The sequence below is a fragment of the Corynebacterium sp. HMSC22B11 genome (assembly GCF_001815965.1).
Classification (GTDB): Bacteria; Actinomycetota; Actinomycetes; order Mycobacteriales; family Mycobacteriaceae; genus Corynebacterium.
The window spans coordinates 1-17,885 of sequence record NZ_KV823502.1; the positions used below are offsets into that span (position 1 = coordinate 1).

16 protein-coding genes are annotated in these 17,885 nt (G+C 65.7%); 12 read left to right on the forward strand and 4 right to left on the reverse strand.

The features are described from left to right. The coding region (locus HMPREF3088_RS05645; RefSeq protein ID WP_141759445.1) for an IS3 family transposase at positions 1–443 on the forward strand (443 nt) is incomplete at its 5' end. Positions 444–594: 151 nt separating this feature from the next. Here HMPREF3088_RS05645 and HMPREF3088_RS05650 read toward each other — a convergent pair. Both HMPREF3088_RS05650 and HMPREF3088_RS05655 read right to left on the reverse strand, forming a co-directional pair. Continuing rightward, positions 595–2,595 carry an OPT family oligopeptide transporter gene (locus HMPREF3088_RS05650; RefSeq protein ID WP_083317338.1) on the reverse strand — a complete coding sequence of 667 codons (2,001 nt, stop codon included), beginning with the start codon at positions 2,593–2,595 and terminating at the stop codon, positions 595–597. Between the two features lie 61 nt (positions 2,596–2,656). Beyond that, positions 2,657–3,457 carry an IclR family transcriptional regulator gene (locus HMPREF3088_RS05655; RefSeq protein WP_210401493.1) on the reverse strand — a complete coding sequence of 267 codons (801 nt, stop codon included), beginning with the start codon at positions 3,455–3,457 and terminating at the stop codon, positions 2,657–2,659. A 91-nt stretch (positions 3,458–3,548) separates the two neighbouring features. On the opposite strand from HMPREF3088_RS05655, the gene leuC reads away from it, so the two are divergent. Together leuC and leuD are read left to right on the forward strand one after the other, a co-directional pair. Further along, positions 3,549–5,000 carry a 3-isopropylmalate dehydratase large subunit gene (gene leuC / locus HMPREF3088_RS05660; protein ID WP_070758821.1) on the forward strand — a complete coding sequence of 484 codons (1,452 nt, stop codon included), beginning with the start codon at positions 3,549–3,551 and terminating at the stop codon, positions 4,998–5,000. 53 nt (positions 5,001–5,053) lie between these two features. Then, on the forward strand, positions 5,054–5,659 hold the full coding sequence (leuD, locus tag HMPREF3088_RS05665) for a 3-isopropylmalate dehydratase small subunit (protein ID WP_070758822.1): 606 nt from the start codon (positions 5,054–5,056) through the stop codon (positions 5,657–5,659). Positions 5,660–5,778: 119 nt separating this feature from the next. Here the strand turns inward: leuD and HMPREF3088_RS05670 are convergent, their stop codons facing one another. Then, positions 5,779–6,789 (reverse strand): NUDIX hydrolase, encoded by a 1,011-nt coding sequence (locus HMPREF3088_RS05670; protein WP_070758823.1) that lies wholly within the window; start codon positions 6,787–6,789, stop codon positions 5,779–5,781. 126 nt (positions 6,790–6,915) lie between these two features. Between HMPREF3088_RS05670 and HMPREF3088_RS05675 the strand changes: the two genes are divergently transcribed. After that, positions 6,916–7,914 carry an NAD(P)H-dependent glycerol-3-phosphate dehydrogenase gene (locus HMPREF3088_RS05675; protein WP_070758874.1) on the forward strand — a complete coding sequence of 333 codons (999 nt, stop codon included), beginning with the start codon at positions 6,916–6,918 and terminating at the stop codon, positions 7,912–7,914. A gap of 66 nt (positions 7,915–7,980) precedes the next feature. After that, positions 7,981–9,069: a D-alanine--D-alanine ligase family protein gene (locus HMPREF3088_RS05680; RefSeq protein ID WP_070758824.1), complete on the forward strand. Its 1,089-nt coding sequence runs from the start codon at positions 7,981–7,983 to the stop codon at positions 9,067–9,069. 122 nt (positions 9,070–9,191) lie between these two features. Here the strand turns inward: HMPREF3088_RS05680 and HMPREF3088_RS05685 are convergent, their stop codons facing one another. Next, the gene (locus tag HMPREF3088_RS05685; protein WP_070758825.1) at positions 9,192–10,319 is read right to left on the reverse strand and encodes a DUF3515 family protein; all 1,128 of its coding nucleotides are present in this window, start codon (positions 10,317–10,319) and stop codon (positions 9,192–9,194) included. A 29-nt stretch (positions 10,320–10,348) separates the two neighbouring features. Here HMPREF3088_RS05685 and HMPREF3088_RS05690 point away from each other — a divergent pair, with 29 nt between their 5' ends. The 7 genes from HMPREF3088_RS05690 (at position 10,349) to HMPREF3088_RS05720 (ending at position 17,848) form a co-directional block, all read left to right on the forward strand. After that, the gene (locus tag HMPREF3088_RS05690; RefSeq protein WP_070758826.1) at positions 10,349–11,326 is read left to right on the forward strand and encodes a thiamine-phosphate kinase; all 978 of its coding nucleotides are present in this window, start codon (positions 10,349–10,351) and stop codon (positions 11,324–11,326) included. Positions 11,327–11,357: 31 nt separating this feature from the next. Next, positions 11,358–11,993, forward strand: a complete 636-nt coding sequence (locus tag HMPREF3088_RS05695) for a uracil-DNA glycosylase (protein WP_070758827.1) — start codon at positions 11,358–11,360, stop codon at positions 11,991–11,993. A 10-nt stretch (positions 11,994–12,003) separates the two neighbouring features. After that, on the forward strand, positions 12,004–13,578 hold the full coding sequence (locus HMPREF3088_RS05700; protein WP_246818070.1) for a DAK2 domain-containing protein: 1,575 nt from the start codon (positions 12,004–12,006) through the stop codon (positions 13,576–13,578). Beyond that, a complete protein-coding gene (locus HMPREF3088_RS05705; protein ID WP_070758829.1) occupies positions 13,579–15,810 on the forward strand; it encodes an ATP-dependent DNA helicase RecG in 2,232 nt (743 codons plus the stop codon). It abuts the gene before it with no gap. 72 nt (positions 15,811–15,882) lie between these two features. Further along, a complete protein-coding gene (locus HMPREF3088_RS05710) occupies positions 15,883–16,446 on the forward strand; it encodes an RsmD family RNA methyltransferase (RefSeq protein WP_070758830.1) in 564 nt (187 codons plus the stop codon). A gap of 70 nt (positions 16,447–16,516) precedes the next feature. After that, the gene (gene coaD / locus HMPREF3088_RS05715; RefSeq protein WP_070758831.1) at positions 16,517–17,011 is read left to right on the forward strand and encodes a pantetheine-phosphate adenylyltransferase; all 495 of its coding nucleotides are present in this window, start codon (positions 16,517–16,519) and stop codon (positions 17,009–17,011) included. Between the two features lie 102 nt (positions 17,012–17,113). Then, entirely contained in the window at positions 17,114–17,848 is a 735-nt protein-coding gene (locus tag HMPREF3088_RS05720; protein WP_070758832.1) for an ATP synthase F0 subunit B, read from the forward strand. Positions 17,849–17,885: the final 37 nt, after the last annotated feature.

The following is a 17,885-nucleotide window of genomic DNA, read 5'->3' on the forward strand; positions in this document are numbered from 1 at the left end:
AGGTGTATTTGTCACCGGTGATGGACTTGTTCGATCGCTCCATCGTCGCTCACACCGTTGCTACATCGCCGTCGACAGCGTTGACCGCCGATTCTTTGTCCAAGGCAATCGCAGCGTGTGCACCTGAACCCGGGTGGATGATGCACACCGATCAAGGCTTCCAGTACCAGCATGCCTCCTGGCGTGACCTGATCGACAACAACGGTGGTGTGCAGTCGATGTCGCGTAAAGCCAACTGCTACGACAACGCGGTCATGGAGAACTTCTTTGGACACTTGAAGACAGAGATGTACCACGGTGAAGTCTTCGACACGGTCGCAGAGTTCAACCAAGCGATCGACGAGTACATCGGGTGGTACAACACCGAACGCGTCCAACAACGACTCAAGGGCCTGACCCCGATGCAATATCGGAATCAGACCCTTGAACCCCTCACCGCCTAGAATTAAACCAGTCCAACTTTCGGGGGCTAGTTCATGTGGTGGGAGGTTTCGCGTTTCCTAGGCTCAGCCCCCGTTAGCCGTTGATCACACTGGCGCTAAAGATTCCGCCCCGCTGCTGTGCAGCGGGGCGGAACGGGACAAGGGGAGGGCTTTAAGCCGGTGTCTGGTCAACCTTCTTGAGGCGGGAGTAGACCAGGGCAGAGAGCCCGACGAAGGCGATGATGCCGATCCACTGCGCAGGGCCGGCGAAGCTCTCGCCGACCACGGCCAGGGCGTCGCCGTTGGAGGTCGCCGCGATGATGCCAGCGTTGATGACGCCGAAGAGCGACTCGCCGACGATCAGGCCGGTGGCCATGAGGACGCCCATGCGCTTGCTGCGCTGCGGATTGGCCTGCTTGTCAGCCCACTTGTTGTACACGTAACCCAGGGCTGCTCCGATGGGGATGATCAGCGTGAGGGACGCCGGCAGGTACATGCCCATGCCCACCGCCAGTGGTGGCAGGGCGTAGCGGGAGGACTTGCTCAGTACCTCGTTGATGACGATCACCACGGCGCCGATGGCCGCGCCCAGGCCGATGAGGCCCCAATCCAGGGAGTCGCCGAAGATGCCCTCGGCGACGGAGCTCAGCAGTGCAGCCTGCGGTGCTGCGAGAGCGTCGGGGCCGGCCCCCGGAGCGCCAGCGAAGCCGAAGCCCTTGCGCATGAGCTCCATGATCGGCGGGATAATCGCAGAACCGAAGATGACACCGAAGATGAGGGCCACCTGCTGCTTCCATGGGGTGGCGTCGACCAGCTGGCCGGTCTTGAGGTCCTGGAGGTTGTCATTGGAAATCGTTGCGATGCCGAAGACCACCGACGCGGTGAACAGGGTGTAGGCGACGAGTGCGGTGGAGTCGGCCTCCCCGCCCACGACGACCTTGATCAGCAAGGCAGCGGATAGCACGACGATGATGCCGACGCCCGAGATGGGGGAGTTCGAGGATCCGATGAGTCCTGCCATGTAGCCACAGATCGACGCGACGATGAGCCCCACCAGGAGGGTGTAGATAATCGACAGGGCGATCAGGCCGGTCATGTGGTGCGTGATGGTGGTGTCCTTCACGAAGAGCCACAGGAGCAGGCCTACCGGCAGCATCGACGCCAGCGTGACTCCGGCGACGATGGGGAACGGGATGTCCTTCTCAGTGAGGTCCACAGCTTGGCCGTCGTGGCGGGCGCGAGAGGAGGCAAGAGCCTCCTTGATGCCACGGATGATGGGGCCGATGATCTTCAGGAGGGTCCACACCGCGGCAATGGCCATGGTGCCTGCGCCGATGAAGCGCACTTCGGAAGAGAAGGTTGCCGAGACAATCTCGGAAATGTCGCCCTCGGCTGGGATGAGGCCCGAAGTTCGCAGCGGCATGAGCACCCCGTAGGAGATGATCAAACCAACGATCATGGCGATACCGACGGACATGCCAACGAGGTGACCGACGCCGATGAGTGCCAGCGAGAGCGAGCCACCCATCATCGTGGCGCCAGGGCCGAGGCGGAAGTAGGAGGACACTGAGGAGGCCGCGAGCTTCATGGCGGTGATGATGGACATCACCGCGGATGCGATGGAGCCAAGGATGATCAGATGCAGCCCCGTCTTGTTTTCCTCAGCGGAATCCTGGTTCTGGGTGTCGCCGACCTTGAGTACCTCAGCGGCAGCCACGCCTTCGGGGAAGGGGAGGTCCGAGCCCGTGACGAGTGCCCTGCGCAGCGGGATGGAGAAGGTCACGCCGAGGATGCCGCCGATGGCAACCACGCCGGCGGTGGTCCAGTAAGGGAAGCCCTGCCACCAGCCGACCATGATCAGGCCGGGGAGGACGAAGATGATCGCCGAAAGTGTGCCTGCCGCCGATGCGATGGTCTGCACGATGTTGTTTTCCTGGATGGTGTGATCCTGGAAATTGCGCAGAATAGCCATGGAGATCACGGCCGCGGGGATCGAGGTGGCGAACGTCAGGCCGACGCGCAGTCCGAGGTAGACGTTGGCTGCCGTGAAGACGAGCGTGATGATGCCGCCGAGGAGCACCGCACGGAAGGTGAACTCTTTGACGGGGGAACGGCGAGGCGCTGCAGAACCTGTGGTTACAGCAGCACTGCCGGTGCCTTGTGAGCTGGACATGGGGCGAACTTTCTGGTCAAAACTTTCATGTTCTGACGATGATCGTAGACCCCCAAAAGCCCTAGAGGTGAATCTCGATTTCCTTTGCCGTTTGCCGCAGCGCGTCCCCGAACTTCTCAGCAGGGGAGTCACCCATGCGGGCGACGGGCCCGGAGACGGATAGTGCAGCTACCATCGTGCCGGTCGAGTCGAAAATCGGGACGGAGGCGGAAGCCAGGCTGGCGTCGCGTTCTGCAACGGATTCGGAGATCTGGGTCTGACGTACGCGTTCCAGCTCCGCGGCGCTGTACGCGGCGGTGGGGAGCACCGCCTGCTGCAGCGAGATGGGCGCCCAGGCAACCAGGACGCGGGCGGCGGAGCCAGCGTTGAGCGTCATCCTGGTGTTGCGAGGTACCGTGTCGCGAAGTCCGGTGGCAGGTTCTGCGTTGGCGACGCAGAGCCGCTCGAAGCCGGAGAGCTGGTAGACCTGGACGGATTCCTTGGTCTGCTCCACGAGCTTCGGTAGGAGGTGCTCGGCTGCTTCCTCCAGTCGCGGGCTGGTGCGTGGGGCGAGCTCGGCGAGTGCGGGGCCGGCTGTCCACTGGCCGTCAGCCTGGCGTTCAATCAGCCGGTGCTTCTCCAGCGCCACGGAGATTCGGTGGGCGGTCGCTCGTGGCAGGCCGGTTTCCTCACAGACCTCCGAGAGGTTGTGCGGGCGGGCAGCGATGATGGAGAGGATGTAGACCGCGCGGTCGAGGACCTGGATGCCGCTGATCGCCGGGATGTCCGGTTTCTCGGCGGCGGACTGCGCGTGTCCGGGGTCGACCCCCAACTGGGGTGGCTGTGGTGCCGAGTTGGTGTTTCGCTCCGATGTATATCCCATGATTTGATACTATACATTCCATCAAGTGGAACTGGCGAACTTTTCGGATGACTCCCGAGGTTCGCAAGATTCTGGAAATGAGGAGAGCGTAGTGAACACCACAACTAATACCACCCGCGGCGCAACAGAAAAGCCGCTGACGCTCGCCGAGAAGGTCTGGCGCGACCACCTCGTCGCCAGTGGATCGGACGGCGACCCGGACCTGCTGTACATCGACCTCCACCTCGTCCACGAGGTCACCTCGCCGCAGGCCTTCGACGGGCTGCGCCAGGCAGGTCGGCCCGTCCGTCGTCCCGACCTGACCATCGCAACCGAGGACCACAACGTCCCCACGACCGGCGTCGTCGGTGGCAACCTGCTGGATATCGAAGATCAGACTTCTCGCCTGCAGGTCTCGACCCTGCGCAAGAATGCCGAGGAGTTCGGCATCCGCCTGCACTCCATGGGCGACATTGACCAGGGCATCGTCCACACCGTCGGCCCGCAGCTTGGCCTGACTCAGCCCGGCATGACGGTGGTGTGCGGTGACTCCCACACCTCCACCCACGGTGCCTTCGGCTCCATCGCCATGGGCATCGGCACCTCCGAGGTCGAGCACGTGCTGGCCACCCAGACCCTGCCGCTGAAGCCCTTCAAGACCATGGCCATCGAGGTCAGCGGCGAGCTGCAGCCGGGGGTCTCCGCCAAGGACCTGATCCTCGCCATCATCGCGAAGATCGGCACCGGCGGCGGCCAAGGTCACATCATTGAATACCGCGGCGAGGCCATCGAGAAGCTGTCGATGGAAGCCCGCATGACCATCTGCAACATGTCCATCGAGGCCGGTGCGCGGGCCGGCATGGTTGCTCCCGACCAGACCACCTTCGACTACCTCGAGGGTCGCCCGCACGCCCCGCAGGGCCAGGACTGGGAGGACGCCGTCGAGTATTGGAAGTCCCTGCGCACCGATGAGGGTGCGGAGTTCGACACGGTCGTCCACATCGACGGCTCCAGCCTCACCCCGTTCATCACCTGGGGAACCAACCCGGGCCAGGGCCTGCCGCTGGGCGCGACCGTGCCCGCACCGGAGGACTTCACCAACGACACCGACCGCGCCGCCGCCGAGAGCGCCCTGGAGTACATGGACCTGACCCCAGGCACCCCGCTGCGCGACATCCCGGTGGACGTGGTCTTCCTGGGATCCTGCACCAACGCCCGCATCGAGGACCTGCGCGCCGCCGCCGAGGTGCTGGACGGCCGGAAGGTTGCCGATAGCGTTCAGATGCTCGTCGTCCCGTCGTCCACGCGCGTGAAGCAGCAGGCAGAGCAGGAAGGCCTGGACAAGATCTTCCTCGCCGCGGGCGCTGAGTGGCGCACCGCAGGCTGCTCCATGTGCCTGGGCATGAACCCGGACCAGCTGACCCCCGGCCAGCGCTCCGCGTCGACCTCCAACCGCAACTTCGAGGGCCGCCAGGGCAAGGGTGGTCGCACCCACCTGGTCTCCCCGCAGGTCGCAGCGGCAACCGCCGTGCAGGGCACCTTCGCAAGCCCCGCCGACCTCTAAGCGAACACGTCACCCACAAGTTCACCCACGGAACCCACGAAGGAAGCCACACCATGGAAAAGTTCCACACCCACACCGGTGTCGCAGCGCCCCTGATGCGCTCCAACGTCGACACTGACCAGATCATCCCCGCCGTGTACCTGAAGCGCGTGACCCGCACCGGCTTCGAGGACGGCCTGTTCGCTGGCTGGCGTCAGAGCCCGGACTTCGTCCTGAACCAGGATGCGTTTAAGAACGCCTCCGTGCTGGTTGCGGGACCGGACTTCGGCACCGGCTCCTCCCGTGAGCACGCCGTTTGGGCGCTGATGGACTACGGTTTCCGCGTTGTCCTCTCCTCCCGCTTTGCGGATATTTTCAAGGGCAACTCCAGCAAGGCCGGGCTGCTGGCCGCTATCGTCGAGCAGTCCGATATCGAGCTGATGTGGAAGCTCATCGAGCAGAACCCCGGCATCGAGATGACAGTAAACCTCGAGGACCGCACCGCGACCCTGGGCAGCCATACCTTCAACATTGAGGTGGATGACTACACCCGCTGGCGCCTGATGGAAGGGCTGGATGACATCGGCCTGACCCTGCGCAAGGAAGAGCAGATCGCCGAGTTCGAGTCGCAGCGCCCGAGCTTCAAACCGAAGACGCTGCCAGCCCGCACCGCGGACTAAGTGGCAGCAAAGCTGAAAAGACCCCGCCCCGGTCGGCCACAGAGCCGATCGAGGGGCGGGGGCTCGCCGTGCAGGCGGTGGGCCACTGGCAGTGGGTGCCTACCGCCCGGCCAGCCGGATTACTTCACCGGCAACGCGCTAGCCAGGTAGTCCGCACCCAGCAGCTGATCATCCTTGAAGTGCAGCACCCACACGCTGCCCTTCTTCACGCGCACGTCCTCGACCTCGATACCGCTCTCGGAAAAGAGGTGCTCCAGCATTGCCGGAATCGCCGCACCCTGGGAGGACACGGCGGCGACCTTGCTCTGCTCAACCGTGGCCTTCAGCGCAGCAACAGCCGCCGGGACGTCCGCCACGACCTGATCGTCGGAGAAGGTCGAGGACACCGTCAGCGGAAGGTCGAAAGCCTGGGAGAGCGGGGAGACCGTGTCGAAGCAGCGGTCCGGGCGCGCCGAGAACACCGCCGATGGCCCATAAGCCCCCAGCTGGGAGACGAGCATCTCGGACTGGCGACGGCCACGCTTATCCAGAATGCGCTTGTCGTCATCACCGCTCCACGTCCGCCGTGGCAGCGCACGGGCGTGGCGCGTCAGCAGGACCCGACGGTTCGCCCCCAGGGCCAGCAGCTCCAAAGCGGCGTCCAAAACCTGCTGGTCGAGCGGGTAGGTCAGCGACTTGCGCGCCTTCTTCGGCGACAACCAACGCAGCTCGTCGACCTCGTCGTCCACATCATCGTTGCCCTCGAAGTAACCGTCCACGGCTTCCGCGGTCCAGTAATAAACCACTTTCGTGCGCTTGCGGACGGGGTAGTGGACGTAGCCCAGCAACCAGCCGAGCTCCACGCGGTAGCCGGTCTCCTCCAGGATCTCCCGGAACGCGGTGCCCGCGAGGTTCTCGCCCGGGTCGACCTTGCCCTTCGGCAGCGTCCAGTCGTCGTAGCGGGGGCGGTGCTCCACCGCGATCTCCAGCTCACCCTTCTCGTTGCGGCGCCACAGCACCGCGCCGGCAGCGAACGTCGGGCGCTCGAACTCCTCGGTGGGGTGGGAGCCGATGCGCGCCACGTGGCCGCGCCCATTGATGGACTTCGCCAGGGATGTGGATAGGTCGCCGTCGCCGTTGTTCGTTATCACGAGGAAAATCCTCCCGTCCGGGGACTAGAATTGGGAAGCTGACTTAACAACAGTGATCCTATACGAGGCCGTACAGGATCAGATACGTAGGCATTCGGGACGTAAAATTTAGGCGGTGTGCGCACGATGGTGCAGGTAGCAGTGATGGGGGCCGGTTCGTGGGGGACGACCGTGGCGAAGGTTTTCGCCGACTCCGGCAACCCCGTCACCCTGTGGGCTCGCCGAGATGAGGTCGCCGCCGACGTTAACGACAATCACCGCAATAGCGCCTACCTCGGGGACGTGGTCCTTCCCGAAGGTCTTTCGGCGACGACGGACCCCGCCACGGCACTTCACGGTGCGGAGATCGTGGTGCTCGGCGTCCCCTCCCAGACGCTGCGCGGCAACCTGAGCAGCTGGCGGGAGCACATCGAGCCGAATGCCACGATCATCAGCCTCGCCAAGGGCATCGAGTACGAGACCGGGATGCGGATGAGCCAGGTCATCGCGGACGTCGCCGGGGTCACCAGCGACCGGGTCGCCGTGCTCACCGGCCCGAACCTCGCTAAGGAAGTCGCCCAGGGACAACCCGCCGCCACCCTCATCGCCTGCGAGGACGACGACCGCGCCCGCTTCGTCCAAGCCGCCGTCGCCGCGCCGTATTTCCGCCCCTACACCAGCCAGGACGTCCTGGGGGCCGAGATTGCCGGCACCTCCAAGAACGTCATCGCGCTGGCCGCGGGCATCGCTGCGGGCTGCGGCTTCGGGGCAAATACCAATGCCACCGTCATCACCCGCGGGCTTGCCGAGACCACCAGGCTGGCCCTCCAGCTCGGCGCGGACGCGCGCACCATGGCCGGGCTCGCGGGCATGGGCGACCTGGTTGCCACGTGTACCTCGCCACTATCCCGCAACCGCAGCTTCGGCCAGCGCCTTGGCGAGGGTGCAGGCCTAGAAGCAGCTGCTGAGGCCACCAAGGGCCAGGTCGCCGAGGGCGTGGTCAGCTGCCGGTCCGTTCAGGCGCTGGCGCGCAAGGCCGGGGTGGACATGCCCATCACGGATGCGGTGGTGCAGGTCTGCTACGAGGACGCCAGCCCCAAGGACATCATCAACCAGCTGCTTGGCCGCACCCGCAAGCCTGAGTGATAGGGGCGCGCCGTCCCCGTGGTGGGCTACCGCGATTCGCTGGCTTAAGCGGGTAGGGTTAGCGCTGTGACTGCAGCTGAAAAACTCACCGTCGCCGTCGTTTACGGTGGCCAATCGACCGAGCACTCCGTGTCCTGCATCTCCGCGGGAGCGATCATCGACAACCTGGACCCAGAGCGGTTCACGGTCGTCCCCGTGGGCATCACGAGCGGGGGAGCCTGGGTGCAGGGAACCACGGATACCGCGCAGCTGCGCGCTTCCGGCCGCGAGCTGCCCACCGTCGCCGATCACGGCGAGCACATCCAGCCGATGCTCGGCGCCGCCGGTGAAGCAACCGAATTCCGTTTCGTCACCGGTGACCGCACCGGGGATGTCTTCGCCACCGCGGACGTCATTTTCCCCGTCCTCCACGGCACCAACGGCGAGGACGGCACCATCCAGGGCCTCTTCGACCTGCTGGGCGCCCGCTACGTCGGCAACGGGGTGCTGGCTTCCGCCGCGGGGATGGACAAGGAGTTCACCAAGAAGATCGCCCGCGAGGCCAACATCCCGACTGGCCCGGAGGTCGTCCTGCACGGCCGCACCGAGCTCACGAACGATGAGCGCGAGCTGCTCGGCCTGCCGGTCTTCGTCAAGCCCGCGCGGGGTGGTTCCTCCATCGGCATCTCGAAGGTGGACAGCTGGCAGGACCTGCCCGCAGCCATCGAAGAGGCCGCCTCCCACGACCCAAAGGTCATCATCGAGGCCATGATCACCGGCCCCGAGGTCGAATGTGGCGTGCTGGAGCGCGAGGACGGCACCCTGGTCGCATCCTCCCCAGCCATGCTGCAGGGCACCGATGCCGGCGAGGAGGGCTTTTACGGCTTCGACGCCAAGTACCTCGACGACACCGTCAGCGCCACCATTCCGGCACCTTTCGACGAGGCCACGACGCGCCGGGTGCAGCAGCTCGCGATCGAGACCTACCGGGCGCTGGGCTGCACCGGCCTAGCCCGCGTGGACTTCTTCGTCACCGATGCTGGCCCGATCCTCAATGAGATCAACACCATGCCTGGCTTCACCCCAATCAGCATGTACCCGCAGATGTTCCTGGCCGATGGTCTGAGCTACGCCGACCTGCTGACCACCCTGGTTGCTGGGGCTCGTCGGCACTAATGCGACGCCCAAGGCAACGGATAACGCCCGCCACGGTAACCGTGGCGGGCGTTGTCGTGTGAGTGGGGAAGCGGCCCCGGAATAGCCCGGGGTGGGTTCACCACGCGCCGGGAGGTCCCGTGCTAGGAGCGTTCGGCGCGCTTCGACATGCTCTCGGTGATCGCCTTCGTCACCGTGGGCAGAACATCGCCGCTGCTGAACTGCGGCATCGCGACGGCGACGACCTCCTCGTGGCCAATCGCGTACCAGTGACCGATCGTCGAACCCTGCGCGAGAGCAGGGGCGTCGAACCACGGGACGTCGTCGATCTGGGAGAGCCGCTCGCCGCGCTCATAGGACTCCGGGAAGGCAACGCCACACCGGACCACGACCGGCTCGTTGCCATCCTTCTCGGGCTGGTAGACGACCAGAGAATCTGCTGCGGCGCGCTTGGCCTGCTCGATGAGGTCCGAGAGCTTCGGATCCCGCAGCGCGTCCTCGCCGGCCACGGCCGTGGCATTGTTTTCCATCAGCTCGCCCAGCTCCTCGCTGCTCAGGCGGCGGAAGCCAGCAATCTCCGCGGGTAGGGCCTCCTTGAAGGAACGGCAGGTCTGCTTGTTGCGGTCCTTAGCCACCGGCTCGTCCGCCAGCGGCAGGGCAGCCGGGGTCACGGGGGACTCAGACGGTGCGACGTCGCCGAGAACAGGGGAGAGGTCCGCGACCGCGTCCTCGATGAGGTCGCCGTCCGCCTCAGACGTCACCGCAACCGTCGGCTCCCCGGACACCGTGTACCAGGTGGTCAGGGTGGAACCAGGGGTGGCGTCCTGGGCGATGAACCAGCTTGCCCCCTCAGCCGCGGACACCGGGCTGATGACGGTGTACTGGTCCGGCATCGTCACGCCGCAACGGACGGTCAGCTGGGTACCGTTGGTGTCTCGGTAAGCAACGGTGCCGTCTGGAACCGGATCCAGAATGCCCACCTTCCGGAACTTACCGACCTTCTCCGGGGCCTTCTCCACCAGCTGGGAGCACTCCGCAGCCAACGCATCCGGCGCATCAACGGCGCCGACCGAGACGTCCGAATACTTCTGCCGATCCGAAAGAATCTTGGCTCCCCCCAACACCGCGACGGTGAAGACGAGAGCTAGGATCAGACTGATCGTGACCAGTGAACGGGGAGCCCCTGCTCCACGGCTCCGGGCGTCAGGTCCTGTAGTTGGGTCCTGCGAGGCGGCCGGGGATGCGCCCCGTGGATTACGCTGTGTGCTCATAGGCACTCATCTTATAAGGAGGCGGGCGGATGTCCCGATACACCGGGCCCACGGTGCGCGAGGTGGGGGAGGCAGCTACCATCCAGGCGATTCGGCGCGCGGCACCCAGCGAGCTCAATGGCGACGACGCGGCGATCCTGCGGCCCACCGCGCCGAACTCGCGCCACGTGAGTTGCACCGACATCCTCGTCCTCGGGCGCCACTTCCGGCCCGAATACTCCACGGCCTACGAGGTCGGCGTGAAAGCCATCACCCAAAATTTCGCCGACATCCAGGCCATGGGGGCCAGGCCCACCGCAGCGCTGCTCGGACTCGCGATCCCGGGCGAGACCCCGCTGAGCTGGGTCAGCGAACTCGCCGAGGGAATTGAGGCCACCGCCGAACCCTGGGCCGCCGAACTGGTGGGCGGGGACATCGTGCAGGGCAAGGAACTCCTCATCTCCATCACCGCACTGGGCGAGCTCACCGGCCCCGCACCCGCCCTGCGGGTCAACCGCGCCGCGCCGGGGCAGCAGGTCATCGTGCACGGCAAGCTCGGGCACTCCGCGGCGGGGCTGGACATCCTCCGCCACTACGGCAGCCGGGCCGCGATCCCGGACGACGAGATACTGCAGGAGCTGGCCACCTGGCACTGCGCACCCACCCTGGTGGCGGGGCAGGGGACCGTCGCCCGGGCAGCCGGGGTCGCCAGCATGACTGATAACTCCGACGGGCTGATCTCCGACCTCAACCACATCGCGACGTCCTCCGGGGTCAGCATCGACATCGAAGAAGACAGCATTGCCCCCGACGAGATGCTTCAGCACGCGGCAGGCGTCCTGAAGGCGGACCCGTGGAAGTGGGTCTTAAGTGGCGGGGAGGACCACAGCCTGCTGGCCACCACCGCAGCCCGCATCCCCACCGGCTTCCGGCGCATCGGAAGCACGGGCTCGCAAACCGGTTCGGGACCGAAGGTCACCATCGATCGCGCCACCCCGGCCTACACCGCGGGCTGGTCCTCGCTCTAAGCCACTCACGACACCCGCTAGGAGGCCCACCATGATCTACGTGCACCCCAATTGGCAGCTGCCCGGGCTGGCGGAAACCCTGCACAAGGCGCAGGCCGCCCACGCGCCGGGCCAGCAGGTCCTCCCACCGGAGGAATACATCCTGCGGGCCTTCGAAGTCGACCCGGCTGAGGTGAAGTGCCTCATCGTGGGGCAGGACCCATATCCCACCCCTGGGCACGCGGTGGGGCTCGCATTCTCCTCTGAAGGCGCGCAGATCCCGAAGTCCCTGCAGAATATCTTCACGGAATACAGCGAGGACCTGGGCCTGCCCCGGCCCACCACCGCGGATTTAAGCCCCTGGCTGGACGAGGGGGTGCTGCTGCTCAACCGGGTGCTCACGGTGCTCGCGGGACAGGCGAATAGCCACCGGGGCCTGGGTTGGGAGGCCATCACCGAGGCCGCGGTCCGCCAGGTCGCAGCCAACGAGCACTTCTGCGCGATTCTCTGGGGCAAACAGGCCCAGCAACTGGCGGGCATCATCGGGCCCGAGCGCTGCATCATGTCCCCGCACCCATCACCGCTGTCTGCCTACCGCGGATTCTTCGGCTCCCGACCCTTCAGCCGTGCCAATGAAATCCTGCGGGCCCAGGGTGCCGATCCCGTGGATTGGAGCCTCGACCGTTAAGCTGGCAGGCATGTCCGAAACGATTTCCGCGCTTGCCGTCACCAATTGGGTGAACCGGGCAGCGATGCTGCTCGAGGAGTCTCAGGCGGAAATCAACCGCATCAACGTGTTCCCCATCGCGGACTCCGACACCGGGTCGAACATGGCCCACACCGTCCGCGCCGCTTGCGAGGAACTCCAGTCGGCGGTCGACGAGGGCACGCTGCCGGAGCCGGAGGACGCCACCGACGCGAACCTCCCAACCATCACCGCGCTGCTGGCCACGGGCGCGGTCAAGGGAGCGCGCGGGAATTCAGGGATGGTGCTGAGCCAGGTATTCCGTGCCCTCGCGGATGCGTCCGCCCAGGGGCCGATCGATGCCGCCGCGCTGGTTCGGATGCTCCGGGACGCCGTGGGCTTTGCCGAGTCCACCATCGCCGCCCCCGTGGAGGGCACGATTCTCACCGTCCTGCGCCAGGCAGCTAACGGTGCGAGCACAGCCCATGAGGCGGGCGAGGGGATGAGCGCGATCGTCGACGCTTCGCTCGATGCCGCCCGCGAGGCGCTATTCGATACCCCCAACCAGCTCGAGGTGCTCGCCGAGGCCGGGGTCTACGATGCCGGCGGGGCAGGGTTCATTCTCATGCTCGAAGCGCTGAAGGACGTCCTGACTGGGAAGTCCGAGGGGACAGCGGTGACAGGCTCCAGCACACGGGAGCACGAGGCACCCGGGGGCGATAGCGCATCTGGTACGCACGCCGAATCCCACGGTGTTCCCGCCGAACTGGAGTTGCTCTTCTTTTTCCACGGCGACGTCGACCCGCTGCGCGAGGTACTCGCCACCCATGGCGACTCAATCGTTATCGCCCCAGTGTCCGAGGAGCAGGCGAAGGTGCACGTCCACACGCTGGAAGCCGGTGCCTTGCTCGAAAAGGCATTCGGCCTGGGGCAGGTGACCGAGTTACGCATCGAGGTGCTGCCCAGCCAGCCCGGGAGGCTCGCAACCGCGACGCGCCGGGCGTCCCGGCCCATCATCGCCCTGGTGCCCGGCCACAACGAGGGCGAGAAAGGTGCTGTGGGCGATTCCGGTGAGGGCGATGAGCAAGATATTTTCGCGGCCGTGGGAGCCGTCAGCCTCGACCCGGTAGCCAGCGAAGAACAGACCCGCACCGCACTGGAGCAGCTGCCCGACGGTGATATCGCCGTGCTCACCAATGGGGCAGACCCCGCCGCCATCCTGGAGGTAGCCCAGCGGGAGGGCAGTGACCGCCAGCTCAACATCATCGACACCGACTCGCTGGTCGGGGGCCTGGCCGCGCTCGCGGTGTTCGATCCGACGAACGATTGGGAGGACAACACGGCGGACATGCTGGACGCCAGTGTGTCCCAGCGTTGGTGGCAGGGCCCGCCTGAGCAGCTGCCGCAGACCGTGGCTGACCTGTTGGCCGATGGTGGGGAACTCGTCACCTTCATCACCTCCGATCCCGCTGTGGCTACGGCCGTGGAGGCCTTCGTGCAGCGCGCTCGCGAGCAGCACCCCAGCGTGGAATTCCACGAGCATCGCGCTCGGGGCTTGGGCGCTGCGGTTCAGGTGGGTGTCGAGTAGATGCTCGGCTGGCAGGACACCCGCCCGCTCACCACGGCGACCACCCCCGACCGGGCGAAAAACCTGGCGGATAAGCCTGGCCTGAAGACCCTTCAGGATGTGCTGCTGACTTTCCCAACCCGCTACGCCAGGCTGGGAACGTCGGACCAGCTGGACATGCTCGTGCCCGGCGAGATGTACACCTGCGTGGCGCAGATCCTGGGGGTCGAGCAGAAAGAGAACTTCTCGGGCCGCGGGCCCCGCACCTTCATCCGCTTCCGCTTCACCGATGGCAGCGTGCAGATGGAGTCCGCGCTCTTCGGTAACCCCAAGATGCACCTGGGGGTACTCCAGCCCGGCGCGATCCTGCTGCTGCACGGCAAGCTGGATACATTCCGCAACCAGTGGCAGCTGAAGAATCCGAGTTATGTGACGATCGACCCGGGCCCCAGCGCGCGCTTCGGGGCTTATGGCTCGCTGAAGACGATCGTCACTATCGCGGGAAGCCAGGAGGCGGCGGAGGAGCTGCTGCGCATGCCTTACCTGCCTGGTTATCCGCGCAAGCGGGGTACTTCGACCGCGGAGCTGATCGGGGTGGTGGACCAGGTACTCCGCGGGCCGCTCGCGCCGGCACCAGGGGGCGAGACGATCCCGGAGATGCTCCCGGACCCCACCGCGGTAACGACGAGCGCGGACGGTACCGGTGGGGAGGTTGCCGCCGGTTCGGTGCCCGCGTGGCCGACCGGTGCCGACGGCGCCCCGCTGATCCGTTTCGACGCCGCCCTGCGCGGCATTCACCAGCCGCCGGAGGAGGGGCCGGGCGCGGCGATCGAGCGGTTGAAGTTCAATGAGGCCCTCGAGTTGCAACTCATCATGGCGCTGCGGGCGGCGGACTCCACGCGGCGCACCTCGCCGCGGGTGGATGCGCTGCATTCCGAGCTGCTAGCCTCCTTCATCCACAGCCTGCCCTACCGGCTGAGCGAGGGGCAGACGAGCGCGTGGGACCGGGTCGCCGAAGCGCTCGATTCCACGGTGCCGGCGAACCTCATGCTGCAAGGAGACGTCGGTAGCGGCAAGACCCTGATCGCCGCACTGGCGATGGTGGCGGCCGCGGACGCCGGCCTGCAGTGCGCCTTCATTGCCCCGACGGAGGTGCTGGCGGTGCAGCACGCGCAGACCCTGACCCGCCTGGTCGAGGGGCTACCGATCACCATTACGGTGCTCACCGGCAGCCAGAGTTCCGAGGTGCGTCGCCGATCGCTGCTGGACATCGTCAGCGGCCAGGCCCACATCGTGGTGGGCACGCACGCGCTGATCCAGGATTCAGTGGAGTTCTTCAACCTGGGTCTCGTGGTCGTCGACGAACAGCACCGCTTCGGCGTGCGGCAGCGCGATTATCTGAAGAACAAGTCCGCGGCAGGCAAGACTCCGCACATGCTGGTCATGACGGCCACGCCGATTCCCCGCAGCGTTGCGATGACGATGTTCGGTGATCTCGAACCCATCGTCCTGCCTGGGCTGCCGAGTGGACGAGGTGAGGTGCGCACCGCCGTCGTCCAGGCCGGTCGCCGCGCGTGGGTGGATCGCATGTGGCAGCGAATTTCCGAGGACGTCGCCGCCGGTCACCAGGCTTTCGTCGTGGTGCCGCGCATCGAGGGCGAGGATGGGGTTCTGGCCTGGGCGGAGAAGCTGGCATCGGGCCCGTTGGCGCACTGCACGGTGGATGTACTGCACGGCAAGATGGCTCCCGAAGGGAAGGCCGCCGCGATGGCGGATTTCGCGGAGGGACGCACGGATGTGCTGGTTGCCACCACGGTCATCGAGGTCGGGGTGGACGTCCCGAACGCGACGGTGATGGTGCTCATCGATGCCGAGAACTTCGGTGTTTCCCAGCTGCACCAGTTGCGTGGCCGCATCGGCCGAGGCTCAGCCGATGGCTGGTGCATGTTGCACACCACCACGCTGCCGGGTTCTGCCAGCTATGACAGACTTGAGGCGGTTGCGGCGACGACCGACGGCTTCGCGCTGGCTGAGCTGGACCTCGAGCAGCGAACCGAGGGAGATATCCTCGGCGATGACCAGTCCGGGGCCGGTTCCCGCCGAGCGAGCCTGCTGAACCTCGCCAGCGATGGTGAGATCATCATGCGGGCCAAGGATTACGCCCGGGAATTGGTGGCTAAGCAGGAAGAACTAGCCCGGAGGCTCGTCGCGGACATTGAGTTGGAAGACCAGGCGTATATCCAGCGCGGCTAGCCCACAGGGCCATACAGCGCGGTCAGTGGGTAGGTGCCAGGTGTGTAGAGGAACAAGGAGAGCCAAGGACTAATGAGCCGCATCATTGCCGGGCAGGCGGGAGGCCGCAGCATCAAGATCCCCAAGCAGGTCACCCGGCCGACCTCCGACCGGGCCCGCGAAGGGCTGTTCTCCTCCCTGGAGGCCCGCTTCGGGCTAGCCGGGGAGGTTGTCCTCGACCTTTATGCCGGCTCCGGGGCATTGGGACTCGAGGCCGCCTCCCGGGGCGCGGCGGATGTCACGCTCGTCGAGGCGCTCGACGGGGCGGTAAGCACCATCAAACGGAATATCGCGACGGTGGGGCATCCGAACACCCACGTGGTTCACACCAAAGCCATGACCTTCCTGGCGACCGCGCCGAAGCAGTACTACACGATGGTGCTTGCCGACCCACCTTATGAACTGGCCGACGACGCGGTGGCGGACATGCTGGCAGCCCTGATCCCGGCGCTGGCGCAGGACGCCGTTGTCGTCGTCGAAAGAAACAGCAAGAGCCCGGAGACCGCATGGCCTGAAGGATTCGAGCCGACGGGGCAGAAGGTGAAGAAGCGCACCTTTGGCATCGCGCGCTTCGATATGGCGATCTGGCGGGGCTGAAGCAATTTGCATAAAAGGGGAGGGGAGCACCGGGTGCCTGGGGAGGGGGCCGACGCTACACTAAGACACCATGCGAGTAGTCTGCCCAGGATCTTTTGACCCGGTGACGAACGGTCACCTCGACATCTTCACGCGCGCTGCGGCCCAGTGGGATGAGGTCATCGTGTTGGTGACCTATAACCCCAACAAGAACGGGCTGTTCAATGAGCAGGAGCGGGTGGCGCTCATCGAGGCAGCCATCGCAGACCTGCCGGAGGAGCGGCGTCCGAAGAACATTCGGATCGACACGTGGGACCGCCTGCTGGTGGACTACCTCACCGAGAACAACATCTCCGCGCTGGTCAAGGGCCTGCGCAGCTCCCTGGACTACGAGTACGAGCTGCCGATGGCTCAGATGAACCAGCGACTCTCGGGGGCGGATACCTACTTCCTGCTCACGAGCCCGGAGTACGGTTACGTGTCCTCCACCCTGTGTAAGGAAGTTGCGAAGTACGGCGGGGACGTTTCGGGGCTGCTGCCGGAGCCCGTGGCTGAGGCTGTGAAGGCGAAGTTCGCCGAGTCCTAAAGCTCCGTGACCACCGGCCTCAGCGAAAGAAAAAATTGTTAATTCCTGTGACCGGTGTGTTTCTCCGCGAGTGATGTCCTGGAACATGGAATAGTGGTGAGCATGTACAAAACCTTCCAAGGCATGGACGATCTCCAGCACATGGTGGAGCAGGCTTATAGCGTGCCCATGACATCCAATTGCATGGTGCCGCGCCGCGAGGTGCTCGACATCCTCGACGAGATGCGTAACGCCATTCCCATCGAGATGGACGACGCCCAGGACGTCCTCGACCACCGCGACAAGATCCTCCACGACGCTGAGGATCGCGCCGACGGCATGGTCGCCGACGCTGAAGCCGAGCGCGACCGGATTCTTGAGGAGGCACACGCCCGCGCGGAGGCGATGGTGCGCGACGCCGAAGAGCGTGCCACCACCACGGTCGCCCAGGCTGAGGACGAAGCTGACCGCCTGGTTACCGAGGCCCGCAACGAATACGACCACGTCACCTCCCGCGCCGCCGCGGAATCCGACCGCCTCATCAAGGCCGGCAACGATTCCTACCAGCGCTCCGTGGACGAGGGCATCGCCGAGCAGCAGCGCCTTGTCTCCGAATCCGAGGTTGTCCGCAACGCCGAGGCGGAGTCCCAGCGCATCGTGCAATCCGCCCACGCGGACTCCGACCGCCTGCGCAACGAGTGCGACCGCTACGTGGATTCCACCCTCGCGGAGTTCGAGGAATCCCTCTCGGCAACCCTGCGCAGCGTGGGCCGCGACCGCGCCGCACTGCGCAAGGGGGCTGGCGTCTCCGGACTGCGCAGCGACTCCAACTACGGGGACCACAGCTACGAGGGCTAAACCTCGGGCTCAACGCGCGGGACGAAGCGAACAGGGC